This is a genomic window from Halochromatium roseum, from assembly GCF_016653315.1.
GTDB classification, from domain to species: Bacteria; Pseudomonadota; Gammaproteobacteria; order Chromatiales; family Chromatiaceae; genus Lamprobacter; species Lamprobacter roseus.
Window position 1 is genome coordinate 21217 of sequence record NZ_NHSH01000083.1, and the last position, 20410, is coordinate 41626.

General features: G+C 61.1%; 17 protein-coding genes. 7 read left to right on the top strand and 10 right to left on the bottom strand.

The window, feature by feature from the left end; all coding sequences use genetic code 11:
• Positions 1-5: 5 nt before the first annotated feature.
• The 4 genes from CCR96_RS23140 to CCR96_RS23155 all read right to left on the bottom strand — a co-directional run bounded on the left by CCR96_RS23140 (position 6) and on the right by CCR96_RS23155 (position 3065).
• Positions 6-773 carry a tRNA threonylcarbamoyladenosine dehydratase gene (locus CCR96_RS23140; RefSeq protein ID WP_201224240.1) on the bottom strand — a complete coding sequence of 256 codons (768 nt, stop codon included), beginning with the start codon at positions 771-773 and terminating at the stop codon, positions 6-8.
• A 4-nt stretch (positions 774-777) separates the two neighbouring features.
• On the bottom strand, positions 778-1539 hold the full coding sequence (locus CCR96_RS23145) for a TatD family hydrolase (protein ID WP_201224242.1): 762 nt from the start codon (positions 1537-1539) through the stop codon (positions 778-780).
• 192 nt (positions 1540-1731) lie between these two features.
• Positions 1732-2481, bottom strand: coding sequence for an NYN domain-containing protein (locus CCR96_RS23150; protein ID WP_201224244.1), 750 nt, complete (start codon positions 2479-2481; stop codon positions 1732-1734).
• Between the two features lie 56 nt (positions 2482-2537).
• Positions 2538-3065 carry a DUF2058 domain-containing protein gene (locus CCR96_RS23155; protein WP_201224246.1) on the bottom strand — a complete coding sequence of 176 codons (528 nt, stop codon included), beginning with the start codon at positions 3063-3065 and terminating at the stop codon, positions 2538-2540.
• Between the two features lie 315 nt (positions 3066-3380).
• Here CCR96_RS23155 and CCR96_RS23160 point away from each other — a divergent pair, with 315 nt between their 5' ends.
• From CCR96_RS23160 to CCR96_RS23180, 5 genes are all read left to right on the top strand, one after another.
• Positions 3381-3899, top strand: a complete 519-nt coding sequence (locus CCR96_RS23160) for an OmpH/Skp family outer membrane protein (protein WP_201224248.1) — start codon at positions 3381-3383, stop codon at positions 3897-3899.
• Positions 3900-4138: 239 nt separating this feature from the next.
• Positions 4139-4375: an HP1242/YdcH family protein gene (locus CCR96_RS23165; protein ID WP_201224250.1), complete on the top strand. Its 237-nt coding sequence runs from the start codon at positions 4139-4141 to the stop codon at positions 4373-4375.
• Between the two features lie 184 nt (positions 4376-4559).
• Positions 4560-6347, top strand: a complete 1788-nt coding sequence (locus CCR96_RS23170) for an ABC transporter transmembrane domain-containing protein (RefSeq protein ID WP_201224259.1) — start codon at positions 4560-4562, stop codon at positions 6345-6347.
• A gap of 244 nt (positions 6348-6591) precedes the next feature.
• The gene (locus CCR96_RS23175; protein ID WP_201224261.1) at positions 6592-7578 is read left to right on the top strand and encodes a PhnD/SsuA/transferrin family substrate-binding protein; all 987 of its coding nucleotides are present in this window, start codon (positions 6592-6594) and stop codon (positions 7576-7578) included.
• Positions 7575-10808 (top strand): bifunctional diguanylate cyclase/phosphodiesterase, encoded by a 3234-nt coding sequence (locus tag CCR96_RS23180; RefSeq protein WP_201224263.1) that lies wholly within the window; start codon positions 7575-7577, stop codon positions 10806-10808. Before CCR96_RS23175 ends, CCR96_RS23180 begins: the two co-directional genes overlap by 4 nt.
• Before the next feature lie 173 nt (positions 10809-10981).
• Here the strand turns inward: CCR96_RS23180 and CCR96_RS23185 are convergent, their stop codons facing one another.
• The 5 genes from CCR96_RS23185 to ppc all read right to left on the bottom strand — a co-directional run bounded on the left by CCR96_RS23185 (position 10982) and on the right by ppc (position 16753).
• On the bottom strand, positions 10982-11830 hold the full coding sequence (locus CCR96_RS23185) for an amino acid ABC transporter substrate-binding protein (RefSeq protein WP_201224265.1): 849 nt from the start codon (positions 11828-11830) through the stop codon (positions 10982-10984).
• 163 nt (positions 11831-11993) lie between these two features.
• A complete protein-coding gene (locus tag CCR96_RS23190) occupies positions 11994-12485 on the bottom strand; it encodes a PH domain-containing protein (RefSeq protein WP_201224274.1) in 492 nt (163 codons plus the stop codon).
• A 208-nt stretch (positions 12486-12693) separates the two neighbouring features.
• Entirely contained in the window at positions 12694-13272 is a 579-nt protein-coding gene (locus tag CCR96_RS23195; RefSeq protein WP_201224276.1) for a plasmid pRiA4b ORF-3 family protein, read from the bottom strand.
• Complete coding sequence (locus tag CCR96_RS23200; protein WP_201224278.1) at positions 13253-13906, bottom strand: protein N-terminal glutamine amidohydrolase; 654 nt, start codon at positions 13904-13906, stop codon at positions 13253-13255. The genes CCR96_RS23195 and CCR96_RS23200 overlap by 20 nt, the downstream gene beginning before the upstream one ends.
• A 51-nt stretch (positions 13907-13957) precedes the next feature.
• Positions 13958-16753, bottom strand: coding sequence for a phosphoenolpyruvate carboxylase (ppc, locus tag CCR96_RS23205; protein ID WP_201224279.1), 2796 nt, complete (start codon positions 16751-16753; stop codon positions 13958-13960).
• Between the two features lie 346 nt (positions 16754-17099).
• Between ppc and CCR96_RS23210 the strand changes: the two genes are divergently transcribed.
• Positions 17100-17945 carry a dienelactone hydrolase family protein gene (locus tag CCR96_RS23210; RefSeq protein WP_201224280.1) on the top strand — a complete coding sequence of 282 codons (846 nt, stop codon included), beginning with the start codon at positions 17100-17102 and terminating at the stop codon, positions 17943-17945.
• Positions 17946-18046: 101 nt separating this feature from the next.
• Here CCR96_RS23210 and CCR96_RS23215 read toward each other — a convergent pair whose 3' ends face one another.
• The gene (locus CCR96_RS23215; protein ID WP_201224281.1) at positions 18047-19657 is read right to left on the bottom strand and encodes a BCCT family transporter; all 1611 of its coding nucleotides are present in this window, start codon (positions 19655-19657) and stop codon (positions 18047-18049) included.
• 160 nt (positions 19658-19817) lie between these two features.
• Here CCR96_RS23215 and lspA point away from each other — a divergent pair, with 160 nt between their 5' ends.
• Entirely contained in the window at positions 19818-20324 is a 507-nt protein-coding gene (lspA, locus tag CCR96_RS23220; protein ID WP_201224282.1) for a signal peptidase II, read from the top strand.
• The last annotated feature ends 86 nt before the right edge of the window (positions 20325-20410 follow it).

A 20410-nucleotide genomic window follows, 5' to 3' on the forward strand; every position in this document is an offset into this window, starting at 1 on the left:
TTGCATCAACCAGGCTCCTCGACTTGCACAAGCCGCTGCACGCACAACCCAGCCAGGGTCAAGCCGAAGAGTCCAGGTAGATAGCTGATAGTGCCGTTGACAGCCCGCGCTCGACCTCGCGACATAGGCTCAGGCGCAAGTGGAGGACGCGGCGGCTCATCTGACCAGACTGCGGCGATGCCTCGGCCGTAACCGCGTCTACGCAGTTGCTGGCGCAGCTTACGCGCTAGCGGGCAGCCGTTGCTATCCATCAGGTCGCCGATGCGAATTCGGGCCGGGTCAAGTCGGCCGCCTGCCCCCATGCTGCTGACGACTGACGTGCTCGAATCAAGCGCGGCTCCAAGCAGCGCTAGCTTACTACTCAGACTGTCGATCGCATCGACGACCTGATCGTAGCCACCATCAGCAATCAGCGATGGCAGTTCATCGGCAGCGAGAAACGCTTGCATCAACGTCACCTTGCAGAGCGGATTGATATCGAGGATGCGCCCATGCATCACCTCGGTCTTGTGTGCCCCTAGCGTGCTGTGCAGCGCACAAAGCTGGCGGTTGATATTGGATGCAGCCACCGTATCGCAGTCGGCCAGGATCAGCTCGCCAACGCCGGCACGCGCCAGCGCCTCAGCCGCATAGGAGCCGACACCACCGAGCCCGGCGACCAACACCCGCGCGGCGCGCAGGCGCTCGACCCCCTGATCGCCGATCAGGATGCGCGTGCGCTCGGAGAGCCCTGCCGGTGCGCCAGTCGTCGCCAGCGTCTCATCCTCTGACATCAAATCAGCCGACTAGGAGTCGGCGCGCGTTGGCGGTCGTTTGCGCAGCAACCCGAATAGGCTCCTCAGCGCGCACCGCCGCCAAGGTCTGCGCGACCTCGGGCAGATAAGCCGGACTGTTACGTTGATATTGGTGCGAGGCGACCGTCAGATCAGGCGCATCGGTCTCGAGTACGATCGCCTCGAGCGGTAGCTCGGTGGCCAAACGGCGCAGGCGGCGCGAGCGCTCGAAGGTGAGCATGCCGCCGAAACCAATACAGAAGCCGAGGTCGATATAGCGCTGCGCCTGCTGCAGGCTGCCATTGAACGCATGCGCCGTGCCTCCAATCACCGGCGTCTCAGTCAGCAGCCGCAGCATCTCCTCATGCGCCTTGCGCACATGCAGGAGCACCGGCAGTCGTGCCTCACGAGCGATCCTGAGCTGGGCACGACAGAGCGCCAACTGCCGATCGCGATCGGCATCCTTAGCATGAAAATCGAGCCCGATCTCGCCGATCGCGACCGGCTTAGCGGTAGCCAGACGCTGCTCGAGTGCGGCGAGATCGCCCTCTGCGTGCCGCTCCAGATAGACCGGATGCAGCCCAAGCGCCGGATAGAGTTCAGCGTCGCTCGCGCAAAGCCCCAGCAGCTTATCCCAGCCCGCGGCATCGATCCCCGGGACGATGATCGACTTCACCCCAACCGCTCGCGCGGCGGCCAAGACCTCGGCACGATCGGCATCGAATGCGTCGACATCGAGATGGCAGTGGGTATCGATCAATATCATCAGCACGGAACCAAGAAACGGTCCATCAACTTCTTCCCGATTTGAGGACCACGCCAAAGCAATCATCGGCGAGTAGAAAGTGGACAGCCGCGAAGGGCAGCCAAGCCGGGCTGTCGCCTGCTCGAGTTATCGACCTTGGCCGATAACTGCTCAGGATGTCGATTGCTCGGATTTTCGACTGCTCGCGCCGACTCAATCGCCCTCGGCCGCGCGCGCGTCGCGGATATAGTAGTGCTTGCTCGGCCCGTCGCCGATCAGCCGCGCCTGCACCTCGAACAGCTTGGTTGCCTTGATCAGCTCGCTGAGCTTGGCGTAGCCGTAACTGCGCTGATCGAACTGCGGCGCGCGCTTGTTGATGGTATTGCCGACGCTCGAGAGTTCGGCCCAGCCATCATCGTCGGCCGTATCCTCAACCGCGCGCCGCATCAGCGTCACCAGCCGCGCATCGGCGCGCAGCTCCTTGGTACCGAGTCGCTTCGGCGACTTGGTCGCAGCACCCTCACCCTTGAGCAGTTCGGTGAAGATGAACTTATCGCAGGCAGCAACGAAGGCGTCTGGCGTCTTCTGCTCGCCAAACCCATAGACGCGCAGTCCTGACTCACGAATTCGGGCCGCCAGCGGCGTGAAGTCGCTGTCGCTCGAGACCAGACAAAAGCCGTCGAAACCGCCGCTATGCAACAGGTCCATCGCATCGATGACCATCGCCGCATCGGTCGCGTTCTTGCCCTTGGTGTAGGCGAACTGCTGGCGCGGCTGGATGCTGTGCCGCAACAGCACGTCTTTCCAGCCGCCGAGATTCGGGCGGGTCCAATCGCCGTAGATACGCTTGACCTGCGCGGTGCCGTAGTTCGCAACCTCCTCAAGCAGGCCATCGATGACCGATGCCTGCGCGTTGTCGGCATCGATCAGCAACGCGAGACGCTTCTCAGTCGTTTCCGCCATCGGGCTTTAGCTCCAGAAGGTGATGGGACCACCAAGACGGGATCAGCAAGATGCGATCACCACATCAAGTCATCAGGCACCTTGTAGTCGGCGTACTCGTCATCGCCGTCCTCGGACTCTGGCTGATTATGCACCAGCACCAATGCCGGCTCGGCGCTCGCGAGACGTTCGGCGACGGCCGCCGGAACCAGCTCGTAGAAATCGTCATGGCGCACGATGGCCAGGCCTCCGGCAACCAGATCGCGATGTTGAGCAGCGCTGACGTAGAGCCGCTTCAAGGCCTTGCCATCGGTGAAATTGTAGGCGGTATCGGCCCCCGAGCGTGCGATCCGATTGTCGCGCACCAGCTGCCACAGCGCGATCTGCTCAGCCTTGCGCTTCGCCTCCTCGTCGCGCTGGCGATTCAGCTCCTGGTCGCGCTTGCGCTTCTCAGCGGCTGCCTCAGCCGCCTGCTGGCGCTGAACGGCATCGGGAGGCTGGACTCCAGAGCGCTTCTGCTTACGCTTCTTCGACTTGGTGCTCCGGGCCTGCTGCTCGGTCGCCAGCCCGGCCTTGACCAGTTGATCCTGTAGGGAGCCCGCCATGCGTTCTAACCTCCGGCACCGCGAGCCCGGGGCCCGTCAGCAGCAAGATATCAAGTAACCTCGGATTGTAACGCCTACGACCGGTTTCCGCGCCATCCGGTCGCCGCTCGGCCAAATCCGGGCCGGATGGCTGCGCTGAGCGCGAGCGCCAGACTCATCCCTGAACGCAGGTCGAACGCAGGGCGAACGCAATGCAAAGCGTCGAAACACTCGTTGCGCGACAAGCGGTATACAATCACGCGCCACAGCCAGGGCTTCCAACATGCTACCAACATGATAGGAGGCCCAATCAGTCCAGCCCTGAGGAACTCAGCCATGAATCATCGTTTTGCCTTCTTCGCCCTGTTGATCGCACTGCCATTGGCGATATCCACCTCAACCTTGGCCAGCGAGATCGGCTATGTCGATATGCAGCGGGTCTTGGAAGAGAGCCAGCTCGGTAAGACGGCCCAGGCCAATCTGCAAGAGCGGTTCGGTGACGAGCAACGGGCCTTCGCCGAAGAAGAGGCGGCCATCCGTCAGCTGCAACAGAAGCTCGAGCGCGACAAACCCCTGATGAGCACCACTCAAGTGGAAAAGACCGAGGAAGAGATCATGTCGCGAATCAAGCAGTTCGAACAGGACTTCGCAAAGATCCAGCAGCAGCTTGCGCAGGCCCAGCAGCAGGAGGGCCAGAAGATCCTCAAGCCCGCCCGCGATGCGGTCATTAGCGTCGCCAAGAAACGCAAGATCGACGCGGTCTTCGAGGCGAACCAAGCCGGCATCGTCTATCTCGACGAAGATGGCGACCTCACCGACGCGGTAATCAAGGCGATGGATGCTGGCACAAACTAGCCTAGCAACCGATAACCTAGCGAAAGTCTCGCAAAACTTGACCAAAATTCCTGCTATTTTGCTAACTCAGATCAGGTTTTTCCGCCCCAGCCTAGGGCAGTTCATGACCGCTGGTTTACAATTCCACGGAGGGTCTTCAACGCGCAGGCAAACGCCGCGCGCTGGACCGTCCATCACCCATTTAATAAAGACATCCGCGCCGCTATCGAAGCGGTGCCGTTCCGGAGGTTCACAAGCCGATGCTTGGAGAAATTCACGATGTGATGCATGAGTTTCCGGAGCTCGAAGGCAAGATTGACGAGATGCGCGCCAGCAATTCTGCCTTTGCCGAGCTCATGGATTCTTATGACACCCTGGATGCGAAGGTTCGCAAGCTCGAGGAACTCGGCACGCCCGTTGCCGACGAGACCATCGAGGAGCTTAAGAAAGAACGTTTGCTGCTCAAGGATAGGCTCTACGATCTTCTCCGAACCTAATTCCGGGTCAGCGTTAGCGCAGGGGCCACGATTGCACGCTTAGCTCCCGCACCTCCGCAGTCTGACCTCGCCCGCCGCGTCCGATAATCAGCGCTAGCTAGAGGCCGCGGCGGCCTCCCTTGATCCGAGTGCATGGCTCGCGCCGACAGCGCAGGGCACTGCCTCGAGCCATAGATAGCACCTCATGCGATCCTCCTCATCGTCAGCCGACGCTCTCGATCGGCCGCGGAGTCGGCGTTTGCGACCACTCGTCCGCTTGCTTGGCTTCGGGCGTCCCTATCTCGGCCGTTTGCTGCTGGCCGTTGCCGCCCTGCTGTTCGCCGCTGGCGCGCTGTTGGCCTTTGGGCAGGTGATTCGCCATGTGGTCGATAGCGGCCTGGCCAATGGCTCACCGGCCTCACTGAACCGAGCCTTGCTGCTGTTCTTGCTGGTCGTGGTGCTGTTGAGCGGCGCCGTCGGGCTGCGTAGCTGGCTGCTGAATTGGCTCGGCGAGCGGATCGTCGCCGATGTGCGCCGAGCCGTGTTCGAGCGTGCCTTGGCGCTCAACGTCGGCTTCTTCGAGACCACCCGCACCGGCGAGGTCATCTCACGGCTGACGAGTGATACCGCGCTATTGCAGACCGTGGTCGGCTCGACCTTTGCCATGGGTCTGCGCAGTGCGCTGCTCACGGTCGGCAGCCTGATCATGCTCGCGATCACCAGCCCACAACTCACCAAGCTGGTCCTGCTCGGCGTTCCGCTGGTACTGATCCCAGCCTGGGTACTTGGCCATCGGGTGCGCCGGTTGTCGCGGCTCAGTCAGGATCGGATCGGCGATGTCGGCGCCTATGTCGACGAAAGCCTGCACGGGATTCGCACGGTACAGGCCTTCTGTCACGAGCCGATCGATCGCGCCCGCTACGCAGAGCGGGTCGAGGAGGCCTTCGGTACGGCGATGCAGCGCTCGCTGGCCAGCGCGCTGTTGAGCACCCTGGTGACCCTGCTGACCTTCGGCGCCATCGGCGTCGTGCTCTGGTTTGGCGGCCGCGAGGTGCTGGCTGGGCGGCTCACCGGCGGCGAACTCTCGGCCTTCCTGTTCTACGCCATCCTGGTCGCCGGCAACGTTGGCGCCTTATCGGATATCGCAGGCCAGCTGCTGCGTGGCGCGGGCGCCGCTGAGCGCTTGATGGAACTCCTCGAGACCGAGCCAGCGATCACCCCGCCCGCTCACCCGCAACCGCTGCCAATGCCGGTTCGGGGTCAGGTCAGCGCCGAGCGCCTGAGCTTTACCTATCCATCACGCCCCGAGCATCCCGCCCTCGCCGAGATTGATCTCGAGATCGCACCTGGCGAACAGGTCGCGCTGGTCGGTCCGTCCGGGGCCGGCAAGTCGACGCTGTTCCACCTCTTGCTGCGCTTTTATGATCCGCAGCAGGGGGTACTGCGGCTCGACGGTATCGATCTGCGCGCGATGGAGCCGGCCGACTTTCGCCGCCAGATCGTCATCGTCCCGCAAGACCCGGTGATCTTCGGCGCTGATGCCATCGAGAACATCCGCTATGGACTGGACGCCGATGAAGCGGCCGTTGAGGCCGCGGCCCGAGCCGCGCACGCGCATGAGTTCATCCAGCGGTTACCAGACGGCTATCGAACCTTCCTCGGTGAACGCGGCGTGCGCCTCTCCGGCGGCGAGCGCCAGCGCATCGCCATCACGCGGGCGATCCTTCGCGACCCCGCCGTGCTGCTGCTCGACGAGGCCACCAGCGCGCTCGACGCCGAGAGCGAGCGCCTGGTCCAGGACGCCCTTGAGCACTTGATGCAAGGACGCACCAGTATCGTCATCGCGCACCGATTGGCGACGGTCCGCAATGCCGACCGCATCCTGGTCTTGGATCAAGGCCGCATCGTCGCCAGCGGCCGACATGAGCAGCTCCTTGCCGACGGCGGCCTATACGCTCGGTTGGCAGCCTTACAGTTTCAGAATGCACACTGATCCTGCCGTAACTCAATCCCGCGATCGCCTCTAACGCAGGGCGCCTTGCCAATCCACCTTGCCTGGACTAGCCTCCAGCTTGCCCGGATGCTTTTCTACAATAAGCAGATAAGTATCTGCTAATTACAGGAAAAGCGACTGAAAACAGCAGGCGAGCTAAGTCATGCGCTCAGATGGGAACTGTCATTCGTCGCGGCTTCGAGTCCTCCTCGTTATCGGTCTCCTGTGTTGGCTGCTGCCGCTGATGGCTGCAGCACAACCGCTGCGCTTCGCGCCGCTTCCGCTCGAAGACCCAAAGATCATCCACGAGCAGATCGGCGGACTGATTGACTTCCTGACCGAACAGGCCGAGGTGTCGATTCAGTGGACCCATTTCCGTGACTATGGCGATTTGCTCACCGCCTTCCATGAAGGTGAGATCGACCTGGCCTACCTTGGCCCCTTGCCGCTCGCCATCCTGCAGCGCGATCACAGCCATGCCCAGCCCTTGGGCTGCTTCCGTGAAGCCGATGGCGCCCCACATTACACCTGCTCCTTGGTGGCCTACGCTGATGACAGTCTGTTTCCATCTGAAATCCAGGGCAAGCGCATCGGGCTCACGCAGCCCTACTCGACCTGCGGCTGGCTGGCGGTCTCGGAGATGCTGCGCGCTGCTGGCCGGCGCCTCGATGGCGATACCAATCAGTTCACCTATGCCGGAAACCACGCCAAAGCAGCGCTAGGCGTCGTTCGAGGCCGTTTTGATGTGGCGGGCGTCAAGACGGCAATCGCCCAGCGCTATGCACATCTGAATCTGGAACCGATCGCCGAGAGTCAACACTGGCCAGGTTTCTCGTTGGTCGCCAACACCGCCACCTTGTCGGCCGCGATGGTTGCGCGACTACAACAAGTGCTGGCAAGCCTAGAGGACTTGGAGCACAAGCCAGCCCTAGCGCAACTGACAGCCGCATGGGGGCCGCAGATCCGGCACGGGATTGTCGCGCCCAGAGAGTGTGACTACGCGGCGGTTACGGATGCGTTGAGCTACCTGCCTTGGCCGATTCCAGGTGCGCCAATTACAGGCGCACCAATTCCAGATGCGCCAATTTCAGGTGCACCGCTTCCGGAAACGCCCATGACACCTGAGAAGCGTATCACTTCGCTGCAGCAAGCATCGGGAAGACCAGCGGAAGTAGTGGCACCCATGCCGCCACGGGCAGAAGCGCAATCACAGGCTATTCAACGGCCATGAAGCTGTGGTCTCTGCGACGGATCAAGCGGGCGAGCGTCATCGCGCTGCTGGTCTTCTTGCTCGCGGAGTCCCTCCTTGCCTGGACGCTGTGGATGGTCTTTCGCAATGAGACGACCCACCTGCTGACGCTGTATCGGAGCGAGCTCCAACGCAGCTATGAGGATATCGTCAAAGATTATGCGCGGCTGATCAGGCTCCTGAACCTGCAGTCCGTCGACGTTCCGGCCGTGCGCACACTGCTTGCGCAAGCCGCCTCGGCCTCGGTTGAGGAGCGGCGCGCGCTACGTGGAAGCCTGTATCGCGCTCTAGCGCCGACCTATGACCTGCTGCGCTCACAGGACCTGCGGGTGCTGCAATTCGTCGAGCCAGACGGGCGCTCGTTCCTGCGCTTCAACCGTCCCGATCTCTATGATGATCGCATTGCCGCGCAACGCCCGATCCTGGCCGAAGTCATTGCCAATCAGCAGGCCGCACAAGGATTCGAGAACGGCCGCGTCTATCCCGGCTACCGGTATGCCTATCCATTATTCCAGGATGATCAGTTCATCGGCGTCGTCGACTACAGCCTCTCGTTCGATGCGCTGCGCAGGGCCGCTCAACGCTTGAGCGACACTGCGTCCGGCAGCGATCAGACCAGCCGGCAATCCGCCAACCGACTCCTGCTGAGGCGCGACCTCATGCAGAAAATCGCTCATCCCAGCGCGCTCGCACTGTTCGAGACGGTCCCGCTCCACCCGGATTACCTCGTCGAGGACGATACCAGCTCGCTCCGCGATGCAACCTTGGTCGAACCGAAGCAGCCATGGGTGGCCGACCTTGATCTCAAGCTGGCCTCAGATCAGGCTATCCAGCTGGCGATGGAACGCGGTGAGCCTTTCGCACGCAATACCTGCATTGGACTCAGCCCATGTTGGGCCGTGCTCGTACTCCCGGTCCGTGACAGCCAAGGCCAGATCGCGGCCTCATTCGTGTCCTATCTCGAAACGCCGGAATACGTCGGACAACGCGACTGGTTTATCGGTCTGTTCCTCATCGTCACGCTGGTGCTCGGCTTCTTGGTGCTGACATTAAGGCGCTGGATCAACTCGCGCCAGAGCCTTCGCACCATCGGCGATCACATGGCCGAGGGACTCTATGTGATGGATCGTGATGGCCGCATCCTGTATTCGAATCAGGCCGCATCCGAGCTACTCGGCTATTCGCAAGACCAGCTCAGCCGACAAAGCGCACATGAGTTGTTCCACCAGCACGGCGGGTCCGACGATATCTCAGCCTCAGAATGCCCAGTGCAGCAGACACCCTTGCGCGGCGAGGTATACCGCAGCGATAACGAGGTCTTTCGCCGTCGCGATGGGCAGCGACTGCCGGTGAGTGTCGTGGCTTCGCCGCTGCACGTCGAAGGTGAGCTCAGCGGCTCGGTGGTGCTATTCCGAGATCTGCGCGAAGAAAAAGCGGCGAAGGAAAAGCTGCAGACCGCCGACGTCGCCTTCCGTCATCTCGCCGAGGCGGTCTGCGTCACCGATCAGCGAGCCAGCATCCAGGCCGTCAACGCGGCCCTGACACGCATTACCGGTTATCGCGAAGAGGAGGTTCTCGGCAAGAATCCGAGCATCTTCGCCTCAGGCCGTCAGGACAAGGCGTTCTATCAAAGGCTGTGGCACGAGCTACTCACTCAGGGACATTGGGAGGGCGAACTCTGGAATCGGCGCAAAAACGGCAAGGAATTTCCTGAATGGCTCAAGATCAATGCAGTACGAGACCCGTCAGGAGAGATTGTCGGCTTTGTTGGCGTCTTCAACGACATCTCCGAGTTCCGCGCCAAAGAAGCGCGGCTGCATGAGCTGGCTTACTTCGACCAAATCACCGGTCTCTATAACCGCAATGCCTTTTTGGAGACACTCGAAGAAGAGCTCAGTCAAGCGCAGGCGTCTGCGAGCCAGTTTGCCTTGTTGCTCTGCAACATTGACCGTTTTAAGCGGATCAATGACTCACTCGGGCATGCCGCTGGCGACCAAGCGTTGAAGAAGATTGCTGTTCGTATACAACAGCTCCTCGGGCCAACCGACTGTGCAGCGCGCTGCGGAGGCGATGAATTTGGACTCATGATGCGCAGCTTGGAGCACCCGGCAGCCCCATCACACACAGCACATGCGCTGCTCGCCGCCTTTCGTCACCCCATCAAGATTGCGGGTAAGCGGATTAACGTCAGCGCCAGCATCGGCATTTCGCTGTTTCCCAAGGATGGGCAGGACAGCGCCACCTTGATCAAACGTGCGAATGCCGCCTTATTGCAGGCCAAAGAACAGGGGCGCAATGGCTATCGGTATTTCACCGCTGCCCTCGATGATGATGCCAATAGCCGCTTCGAACTGGAGTTAGCGTTGCGCAATGCGCTCAGGAAGCGCCAGTTCCGCGTGCATTATCAGCCCAAGGTCTCGTTGATTGACGGACGTGTTGTTGGCCTTGAGGCGCTGGTACGTTGGCAGCACCCCACCGACGGACTGCTCAGCCCTGGTCGCTTCTTGGCTGTTGCGCAAGAGACGGGGCTGATGCAGCCGATCACCGAATGGGTGCTCCAGGAGGCCTGCCGCCAGTGCAAGCAGTGGCAAGCCGAGGGGCTGAATATCGGGCGGATATCGATCAATCTTGATGTCGGCTTCTTCCAACCGTCATTGCTCGAGAAGATGTTGCTACAAACCGTGCGCGAGTCGGGAATCGACCCACACGACCTAGAGTTCGAGATCCTTGAGGCCGCGATGCGCGACGAGCCGGAGATCACCGAGTTTTGGCAACATCTGGTCGGTGCGGGCTTCGAACTCTCGATCGATGACTTCGGCACTGGTGAGTCTTCACTCTCGCGCCTCAAGCATCTGCCCTTCAGCACGCTGAAGATCGATCGCAAATTCGTACTCGACATCGTCGAGCACGAGCGTGATTGGGCGATGGTCCGCACCATCATCGGGATGGCCAAGAGCATGGGCAAAGAGGCCGTCGCCGAGGGCGTAGAGACCGAGCAGCAGGTGCTTTATCTGATCAACGCCGGCTGTGACATCGTACAGGGCTATTACTTCTGCAAGCCTTGTCCGGCAGCGGAGATCGTCGCGTTCGTCAAAGCGGGATCGAGCGTTGAGCGGGTGCAGAAGCTGCGCAATCAGCTGCGGCCCACCGATCAGGTCGTGCGATACCTGGAGGCGGCTCAGTACAAAGCCGCTGAGCTGAGGCTGAGCTGAATCGCTGCGCCCCAGCTAACGCTCATGGCCCGCTCATGGCCCGCTCATGGCCCGCTCATGGCCCGCTCATGGCCCGCTCATGGCCCGCTCATGGCGCGGCGCCATCCGGGCAATGAATCGCTCAAGATTCACGTCAATCAACGGCCCGTGGTCACATGCGAAACGGCTCAGGATCAGTCGCCAAACCCATAGATGAAATAGATGGTTTCGAGCAGTTGCGTCGGCGCCGAGTCCTCGCCAAACCAACGCTGGAAAATCTGATCGATCTCACCGCTGCGATAGACTTCAGCAAGCCCGCGGTTGACCTCCAGCCGGAAATCGGCATCGTTGCGCGGCAACGCAAACGCATAGGGCTCGACCGAAAAATTCGCATCCACGAACGCGAAGTCCTCGGCCTTGCCGGTATCCGCAACCTGGCCGATCAACAACAAGCGATCGCCGGCAACCGCGTCCAGCTCATCCGCCATCAGCCGATCACGCCCATCCTTAACATCGCGGATCGGCAGCAGTTCAAGCTCGATACCCTGCTCGCTCAGCGCTGGGCGCAAGCGGCGCTCAGTCGTCGTCTCCGGCACCACACCGACCTTACGACCGGCGAGGTCGGCAAGTCCGCGCAAACCGCGATCGCTCTTCACCAAGATCCCGCCAGACTCGACGAAGACGACATTGGAGAAATCGACCTGACGCTGCCGAGCCAGGCTCATGGTGGTCGTACCGCATTCAATGTCGGCCTCGCCATTGGCAACGGCGGCTACTCGGCGCGGCGTATTACCCTCGATCCAGGCGATCTCGAGTGCGTCGAGACCGAGCGCCTGCTGCACGCTGGTCACGATGTGCCGACAGAGATCCACTGAATAGCCGCGCGGAACCCCTTCGGTATCCTTGAACGAGATCGGATAGGCCGTTGGCGAGTAGGCAATGCGGATGGTCTGCGCGGCCTTGATCCGATCCAGCGCGCCGGTGTCAGCAAAGGCCGTGCCGAAGCTCAACAAGGCCAGGACAGCAGCGATGAGTCGCCACATTGGCCAGTCAGGTGGCAAGCCTAATCGGCAGCCATCGGCCGCGGGATGATGAGCGAGCCTCAGAAAAGCAATCGGCGCCATCACCAGGGCCATGAGAGCGTCTGAGTCTATCATGAGCGGCATCGTGGGGGCCGTAAGCAAAGCGCAAGGGGACTGCGACAGGCTATTCATCACCAGCGCTGTATCCCTTGATGTGCTGACGAATCTCCTGCGGCCGCGGCAGCCCGCGGATGGTCAGCTCTGGCTCATCACCAGCGGTAAAGATCTGCAGGTCGCCAGCACCAACGATACGCTGGAACAACGACTGCCCAATGCGCACCGTGCGCACCGAGCCCATGTTGATCTCGGTGTACTCCTTGCTCAGCAGACCATGAGTCCAGACCAGCTCGCGCTCATAGATCTCGAGCTGATCCATCAGCGTGGCCAGCCACCAGCGCAGCAGTTGGAAGCAGCCAATCGCCAGCAGACCATAACCCACCCAGCGCAGGTCGAAGCCCTCTGGCAATTGAATCGGCTGCGTCGGCTCAGGCAGGAAAGGGATCGCCCCGGTGAAGGCGATGACTGCCCCCAAGAGTATCAGCATCCAGGCAACGAGGGCGCCAAAGGGGTGCGAGCGCCAGATCGAAGGGTTTGCCTTATAGAGCAGCTCAGACATGATGATTGACCACTATGCTTGGTTGATCCTAGGGCTTGGCTGATCCTAGAAACTGCAGATGACAGAGATAAACTTAGATTGAAGCCATCAATAAACGCGGCCTTCGCAAGCAGACCAAGGACCAAGACCGAAGTCGCCACTCAATGCGCAGCCATGATGAGCCCCCAGGAATGAGCACTCGGCGCCGCCATGACAGCAAGGCTCGCAATCAGACTTGCGCGCTATCCATCTGCTGAAAAAAGAGTCGCGAATTGATATCGTCCAGATCAAGCTCATCGGGATCGAAATCGCCACCAATCCACTCCTTCAATTCATCGTGCTCGGGATGCTCGGGATTGGCCAAGGCATCGAGAAATGCGTAATAACCCCAGACCCCGCCAACATCCTCGGGCGGACAAGCCCCCTTGCCTTTGAGGCACTGCGGCAATCGTTGCGCCTGGTCGAAAGGCAGGATCTTCTCCAACGTGATCTTGTGATTCCAGCCATCGCCAAAATCATACTCGTAGATCATTGACGCCTTTTCCTTCTTTAGGAGTTGATCAAGCCGATATTGTCGCTCGTCCGCCATCTCCATAAAATCATCATAAGGGCTTGGTGCGCCATAGTATTGACCCTCTACGATGAATTGGTGCAGATGAGAATCCGTCCACCCCATCAGGGTCTGCAGGATCTCATGCAAGTCTGCAAGCGGGGTTCTGTTCAGCACGAGGACGCGTCGCCAGATCGGCGGCTTAGTCTGCTTGAGCGTGACCTTCAACTGATAGATTTTACGTGATTCTTGGACCATGGACGGCACCCTCATCTGCGCAATAGATCGCTAAAAATGCATCAAGATCAATCACAATCCCCGGCCCATCAGACGCGCTTAAATCTCGATAGGACCTCAGATCCCCCTTCGTATCCGTCCTTGTACTGGCCTTGGCATCAGCGCTGTCTCCAACCCCAATACAGGGCCAGGGCGGCGGTGGCTGGAGCCAGTGTCCAGCAGCGTCCCGCATGTGACGCCGATCACTGGAAAAATCCCGCAGATAGTCTGCACTGGGGACCAGCCGAAACAGAGGCCGCAGCGGGGCCGGCCATGCGGCCGCCTGAGGGAAGCTGCGCGCGATCCAGATACGCGCCGCCACCGGTTGCGGCAACTGAGTATCCAGATCCCAGATGCGCCGCTTCTGATCGAGCGCAATACAATGGTAATCCCACCAAGCAACGCCATCGGCCGCGCCAGCCTGCTGCTCCGCGATCGGGCAGATCCCAGAGAGACTCGCGACAAAGATCACCAGCTCGATATGGACGCCTAGCGGCGGTTCGGCGCAGAGCCACCAGATGTTCTCCTCGCAATAGAACGGCTGATAGCGCCGCTGCTGGCGGACCTGCTCCTGCTCGCGACCGCGGTGACGGTTCTGCTCATGCGGCTCCTGCAATCTTAGCTTGTGAGCCTGGTCAGCGTGAAACGAGCACATTGAGCAGAGCCATCAACCGGTGTTGCGCATGCCAGCGGCAATGGCGTTGATCGAACGCAACAACGGATCGAGCCACTCCTTGCGCGCCTCCTCGTTCGGCTCGTTGCGATAGCGCTCGAGCAGGGTGATCTGGATATGGTTCAAGGGGTCGAGATAGCTGTTGCGTCGCGCCAGCGAGAGCTGCAGCTCGGGCGTCTCCTCCATCACCGCATGCAGGCCGGCTACATTCAGCACTTGCGTCAAGGTGCGTTGATATTCATCGGCGATCGCCCGGTAGATCGACTCCGCGCGCGCCTGATCCGGCATCAACTGGGCGTATTCATGGGCGATCTGCATCTCGGCCTTGAACAGCGACATCTGGGTGTTGCTCAAGATGGCGCGGAAGAACGGCCATTCCTGATACATCCGCTGCAGCTTGGCTAAGCGCTCCAGATCCCCTTGTCGCCATTGCTCGATCGCGCTGCCGATGCCAAACCAAGCCGGTAGGGTATGTCGTGCTTGGGCCCAACCGAAGACCCAGGGGATGGCGCGGATCGAGCCCAGCGAGCGATCCGCCTTCTTCCGATGCGAGGGCCGCGAGCCGATGTTGAGCAGCGCGATCGCGTCGACTGGGGTCGCCTCATAGAAATAGTCCAGCAGCCCCGGTGTATCGCAGATTAGGCCCCGATAATGGGCCTCACCGAGCCGCGCCAGCTCTTCCATGATGCCGAGATAATCCTTGCGCGGCTTGATCGGCGGCTCGATCACGCAGCGGCTGGCCTTCATCAGGCCGCTGATCCCCATGGTCAACTCATAGAGAGCCGTTTCCGGGTTGGCATAGCGGTAGGAGAGCACCTCACCCTGCTCAGTGAATTTGATCTGCCCATGCACGGTGTCTTCCGGCTGCGACAGGATCGCCTCATGGGTCGGTCCACCACCGCGACCGATGGTCCCGCCGCGACCATGGAAGAGCCGGCACTTGACGCCGCGCCCCTCGGCCAGCGCAATGATCTTCTCCTGCGCCTCATAGAGGTTCCAGGCCGAGGCCAGGATGCCGCCGTCCTTACAGGAGTCCGAGTAGCCGAGCATCACCTCCTGCAGATTCCCGGAGGCCTTGAGCAGCGCCGCATAGGTCGGGTTGTCGAACAGCGCCGACATCACGGAGTCGATATGCGCCAGGTCTTCGATGGTCTCGAACAGCGGCGAGATGCGCAGATGGCAGAACCAACCATCCGGGGTCTGTCCGGCGAGCCCGGCCAGGCGCGCCAGCAGCATCACTTCCATCACATGGCTGGCACTGTGCGTCATCGAGATCACATAGGCGCCGAAGACCTGCTCGCTGATCTCAGCACGCATCCGCGCCATCGACTCGAACACCTCAAGCGTCTCGCGCGTTTCCGGCGTCAGTGTGCCCTTATCGACATGGAAGGGATGCGGATGGCCGATCGCCTCGGCCAAGGCCAGCAGCTTCTGCTCCTCGCTGAAGGCCTGATAGAGCGGTGCACCGGGCTGACGCGCAAACAGCTCGATCACCGCTTCGGTGTGGCGCGTCGACTCCTGGCGCACGTCGAGATGCACCAGATGGAAGCCAAAGGTCTCGACCAGGCGCAGCAGATCCTTCAGCTCGCCATCAGCGGCATTCGCATCGCCATGGCTGATTAGCGAGTCGCGGATCAGGTAGAGGTCGTCGAGCAGCTCGCCCTCGTGCGCATAGCCTTCGGGCAGGATCTCCGGGCTTTGGTCATCATCGATCCGCGCTCGCACCCGCGCCAGCGTCGTCTCCAGCCGATGGCGGACGATGAACAGCTTGCGTCGATAGGGCTCGTGGAAATAGCGCCGATGGGTCTGGCGCATGGTGTGCAGCCAGTAATCCTCATCATCGTCGAGGGCATCGAGGAACGGCGTCGAGGGCTGCACCAGCAGGCTCGAATGGCTGAGGATGCGGGTCAATCGTCGCACCCGCGCGATGTAATGCTCGAGCACCAGCTCGCAATGCATGCGCACCGCCAGCTCGGTGGTCTCGGGCTTCACGTAGGGATTGCCATCGCGATCACCGCCGATCCAGGAGCCAAAGCCGATGAAGCTCGGCACCAACACGCCGCTGTTGCTGCCGTACAGACGCCGAACCGCACGCTCCAGGTTGCGGTAGACCTGCGGCACGGTTTCGAACAGCGACTCGCGGAAGAAGTACAGCCCTTGGCGCACCTCATCGGTCACCTGTGGCTTGTGCACCCGCACCTCGTCGGTCTTCCAGAGCACCTGGATCTCACTCAGGATCTGGCCCAGGCGGTCTTGCTGTTCTTCTTCGTTGAGCTTGTGCCGGTGCAGGTCGAGGGCAGCCAAGAAGATGCGTCGATGCGTCTCCAGCGTGGTGCGCCGCTTGGCCTCGGTGGGGTGAGCAGTGAAGACCGGCAGATAGGCAAGCTCATTCAGCAACCGCTGCAGCCCTGCCGCATCGACGCCATCGGCATGGAACTGGCGCAGGGTGTGGTCGAACGAACCGCGCCAGAGCCGACCACCAGCGCTGATCAGCGAGCGCCGGTTCAGATAGGCATGCACATCCTCGACCAGATGTGCCAGGCTGAAATAGATGGTGTAGGCGCGGATCACCTCGGCCAAGGTCTGCGGGTCGAGGCCATTGATGCGTTTCATCAGCTTGGCGCGCAGTTCGGGGTCGTCCTGCTCGCGCAGCGCCAAAAAGCCCTCGCGCAAGCGCTCCACCACCACGAGCACGCGCTTGCGGCTGTGTTCGCGCAGCACCTCTCCAAGCAAGGTGGCGAAGAGTGCGATATCGCGCTCGGAACCGGATAAGAGCTGGGTGTCGTTCATCGCGATACTGCGTTCGGGATGGGGAAGTTGGAAGCCTAGTCGCGGTTTTGACTTGGGCCGCGCCGCGGCTCGCTCAAGCGGGCTGAGGTGCAGGCAGCGCACGGACGCTTCGATCTGCCGCCGATGGTTCTGCAGGATTCATCCGCTGCGGGAGCTTGAGTCTACCCTGCCACCACCCCAATGAAAACCGAGTTGAGCGCCTAACCCCCCACCCGCGCTCACCGCTTGTCGCCCAGTCGCTGATGCGTCTATGGTCGCAGCGACGGCGTCGGCAGCCAAACACTCGCCCTGGAGTTGGCTGCCCGCACGCATTCATTGCACCCCGAAACCACTCAGGAGATCCTGCATGCGCCCGAATCATCATCTCGCCCACCTGTTGCCTAGGCTCGCCGCCGGCCCTGTCCCGGGGCTTGCTGTCAGTCTTGCCATCAGCCTTGTTATCGGCCTCACTGCCGGCGCTGCTCAAGCCGAGGTGCAAACCAAGGCCATCAGCTACGAGGACGAAGGCATCCCGCTCACCGGCTATCTGTACTGGGACGATGCGATCCAAGGTGATCGCCCCGGCATCCTCGTCATCCATGAATGGTGGGGCCTCAACGATTACGCCAAACAGCGCGCACGCATGCTCGCTGAATTGGGCTATGTCGCCTTCGCGGCCGATATGTACGGCAACGATCAGGTCACCGACCAGCCTGCTCAGGCTAGGGAGTGGATGCAAGCGGTCACCGTCGACCCCGAACTCTGGCGTCAGCGTGCCAATGCGGGCCTGGCGCAGCTCAAGGCGGCTGCTGATGTGGATGCGGAGCAGATTGCTGCGATCGGCTACTGCTTTGGCGGCGGCACCGTCCTGCAGATGGCCTATGGCGGCGCTGATCTCGACGGCATCGTCAGTTTTCACGGCTCGTTTCCTGCCGCCCCTGAAGAAAGTATTGGCAAGATCAAGCCTGAGATCCTGATCCTGCACGGTCAGGCCGATAGCTTCGTCGCGCCCGAGGTCGTCAGCAACTTCCAGAACAAGCTTGAAGAAGCGGGCGCCAACTGGGAGATGGATATCTACGGCGGCGCGCGCCACGGCTTCACCAATCCGAACGCCGGCGACTATGGCCTCGAGAACCTGCAGCATGATCCGCAGGCCGATGCCCGCTCCTGGCAGCGGATGCAGCGCTTCTTCGATGAGATCTTCGCTGATTGAGGCGAGCCAGAACGAGCAAGGCGCGGTCTTGACCGCGCCTTGCTCCCTGATGGTTCAGCCAGCACCAGCCAGACTGAAGCTAGCCGACTCGCAAAAGCGCGCTAGGCGCTACTTTCGGCTGCTGCCGAATCGCGTTTGGCGCTGCGGCCTTCACCAAGCACGTAGCGCCGTTCATGGCTCAGTCCCATGTAGAGCGCGACACACATCGCCAACAGCACCAGCGTGAACGGCAGCCCCACGGTGATTGCCGCCGCTTGCAAGGCACCCAGCGCATCGGCGCCGCCCCCGAACAACAATGCACCCGCGATCAGCCCTTCCATCGTCGCCCAGAAGATACGCTGCGGCACCGGCGCATCGAGCTTACCGCCGGCGGTGATGCTATCGATCACCAGGGAGCCGGAGTCTGAAGAGGTGACAAAAAACACCAACACGAGCACGATCGCGAGAGACGACGTCCACATGGCCCAAGGCAGGTTAGCCAACATCTGGAATAACGCCAGCGAGACCTCGCCGACCCCATCAGCGAGTTCGCCGACGCCAGCCTGCATTTGATCGATTCCAGCACCGCCGAAAGCGCTCATCCAAACCACAGTCACGACGGTTGGAACCAGCAACACCGCGACCAGGAATTGACGCACCGTACGCCCCTTGGAGACGCGGGCGATGAACATGCCAACGAACGGCGACCAGGAGATCCACCAGGCCCAGTAGAACACCGTCCAGCCGTTGTAGAACTTCTCATCCTCACGCCCAATCCAGTTACTCAGCGGGATGATGTTCTCAGCATAGGCGCCAGCGGTGCGCGCCATCTCACTGAAGATGCCAAGCCCAGCGCCGACCGCAATCACGAAGAGCAGCAGCGCCAGTGCCAGCAACATGTTGATGTTGCTGAGCAGCTTGACGCCACCATCCAGCCCGCGCACCACTGAAATGATCGCAATCGAGGTCACGCCAATAATGATCGCGATCTGGGTATTGATACCGCCGTCGATCCCGAACAGATAGCTGAGCCCGCCAGCAGCCTGTTGCGCGCCGAAGCCTAAGGAGGTTGCCAGACCAAAGATGGTCGCCATCACCGCGACGACATCGATGACGTGCCCGAACCAGCCCCAGGAACGATCCTTGATGAACGGATAGAAGGCTGATCGGATGGTCAGCGGCAGCCCCTTGTTATAGCTGAAGAAGGCCAGCGAAAGCGCCACAACGGCGTAGATGGCCCAAGGATGTAGGCCCCAGTGGAACATGGTGGCGCCCATTGCCAGGTCAGCGCCTTCAGGCGTGCGCGGCGCAACCCCGAGCGGCGTCCCCCACCAATCGCTAAAGTAGGCGGCGGGCTCGGCCACGCTCCAGAACATCAGCCCGATGCCCATGCCAGCCGCGAACAGCATCGCGAACCAGGATAGCAGCGAGAACTCCGGTTTCGCATCAACCCCACCAAGGCGGATACTGCCCACCGGCAGCACGATCAGCAGCAGGCAAAAGAGCACGAAGCTGTTGCCGGCGACCAGGAACAGCCAATCGAAATTGTCGATCGACCAGCCCTTGGAGCCATCGAACGCCTGCTTGGCCTCGCTGGGGAAGATCAGGGTGCCGATCACGAACAGCAGCACCAAGATGCTGGAAATGATGAAGACTGGGTTGTGCATATCCATGCCCCAGGTTCTGATATTGTCTTGTCCGACCTCGTAGTCGGTCTTGTAAAGATCTCGCATTTTGTCCGCTCCGATAAGGATGGATTGCGGGCCTCAATCGAGTCTAAGGCCATGCAAAAACCTTCGTACCCTAACAGTCTCAGGCCTCGGTTTTCAAATCGCACCCTGAATTCCTGCCCCTGAAAAGGGGGCTTTTCGCGCACAAGATCGCTCGCTCCCGATGAAAAACTGGCTATGGCTCTCCGTTGTCGTGATCCTCTTGGACCAGGCCAGCAAGTGGCTGGTGCTCAGCATGCTCGCCCCCTACCAAGTGCTCGAACTGCTGCCCAACCTGAATCTGACCCTCATGTTCAACCGTGGCGCCGCCTTCAGCTTTCTCGCCGACGCCGGCGGCTGGCAACGCTGGCTGCTTGCTGGCTTCGCGCTCCTGGTCATAGTCGTCCTGGTGACTTGGTTGGTCAGGCTACAGTCCGGCACCTGGCTACTGGCCTCTGGCTTGGCGCTGATCATCGGAGGCGCCATCGGTAACCTGATCGATCGTATCGTCTTCGGACATGTGGTCGACTTCATTCAGGTCTATCTGCCCCTGATCCCCATGCGCCTCTTCAATCCCTGGCCAGCCTTCAACGTTGCTGACAGCGCGATCAGCGTCGGCGTCGTGATCCTATTGATCGAGACCTTTCGCGGCGAGCATCCAGGGCCCGGCGCTGCAGGCTCGAGCGCATAGGAGCGAAATCTGCGGAGCAGATCTCAGTGCACCAAAGATCGCGCATTAGACCAAGAGCAACCCCTTGGGGCTGGGGGCTGGGGGCT

Excerpts from the sequence above, each read along its gene's own strand:
- CCR96_RS23190 (WP_201224274.1), bottom strand. The coding sequence starts at position 12,485 with ATGTCTGAGCTGCTCTATAAGGCAAACCCTTCGATCTGGCGCTCGCAC.
- CCR96_RS23155 (WP_201224246.1), bottom strand. The coding sequence starts at position 3,065 with ATGGCGGGCTCCCTACAGGATCAACTGGTCAAGGCCGGGCTGGCGACC.
- CCR96_RS23210 (WP_201224280.1), top strand. The coding sequence starts at position 17,100 with ATGCGCCCGAATCATCATCTCGCCCACCTGTTGCCTAGGCTCGCCGCC.
- ppc (WP_201224279.1), bottom strand. The coding sequence starts at position 16,753 with ATGAACGACACCCAGCTCTTATCCGGTTCCGAGCGCGATATCGCACTC.
- CCR96_RS23165 (WP_201224250.1), top strand. The coding sequence starts at position 4,139 with ATGCTTGGAGAAATTCACGATGTGATGCATGAGTTTCCGGAGCTCGAA.
- CCR96_RS23180 (WP_201224263.1), top strand. The coding sequence starts at position 7,575 with ATGAAGCTGTGGTCTCTGCGACGGATCAAGCGGGCGAGCGTCATCGCG.
- CCR96_RS23140 (WP_201224240.1), bottom strand. The coding sequence starts at position 773 with ATGTCAGAGGATGAGACGCTGGCGACGACTGGCGCACCGGCAGGGCTC.
- CCR96_RS23195 (WP_201224276.1), bottom strand. The coding sequence starts at position 13,272 with ATGGTCCAAGAATCACGTAAAATCTATCAGTTGAAGGTCACGCTCAAG.
- lspA (WP_201224282.1), top strand. The coding sequence starts at position 19,818 with ATGAAAAACTGGCTATGGCTCTCCGTTGTCGTGATCCTCTTGGACCAG.
- CCR96_RS23145 (WP_201224242.1), bottom strand. The coding sequence starts at position 1,539 with ATGATATTGATCGATACCCACTGCCATCTCGATGTCGACGCATTCGAT.
- CCR96_RS23215 (WP_201224281.1), bottom strand. The coding sequence starts at position 19,657 with ATGCGAGATCTTTACAAGACCGACTACGAGGTCGGACAAGACAATATC.
- CCR96_RS23150 (WP_201224244.1), bottom strand. The coding sequence starts at position 2,481 with ATGGCGGAAACGACTGAGAAGCGTCTCGCGTTGCTGATCGATGCCGAC.
- CCR96_RS23175 (WP_201224261.1), top strand. The coding sequence starts at position 6,592 with ATGGCTGCAGCACAACCGCTGCGCTTCGCGCCGCTTCCGCTCGAAGAC.
- CCR96_RS23185 (WP_201224265.1), bottom strand. The coding sequence starts at position 11,830 with ATGTGGCGACTCATCGCTGCTGTCCTGGCCTTGTTGAGCTTCGGCACG.
- CCR96_RS23160 (WP_201224248.1), top strand. The coding sequence starts at position 3,381 with ATGAATCATCGTTTTGCCTTCTTCGCCCTGTTGATCGCACTGCCATTG.
- CCR96_RS23170 (WP_201224259.1), top strand. The coding sequence starts at position 4,560 with ATGCGATCCTCCTCATCGTCAGCCGACGCTCTCGATCGGCCGCGGAGT.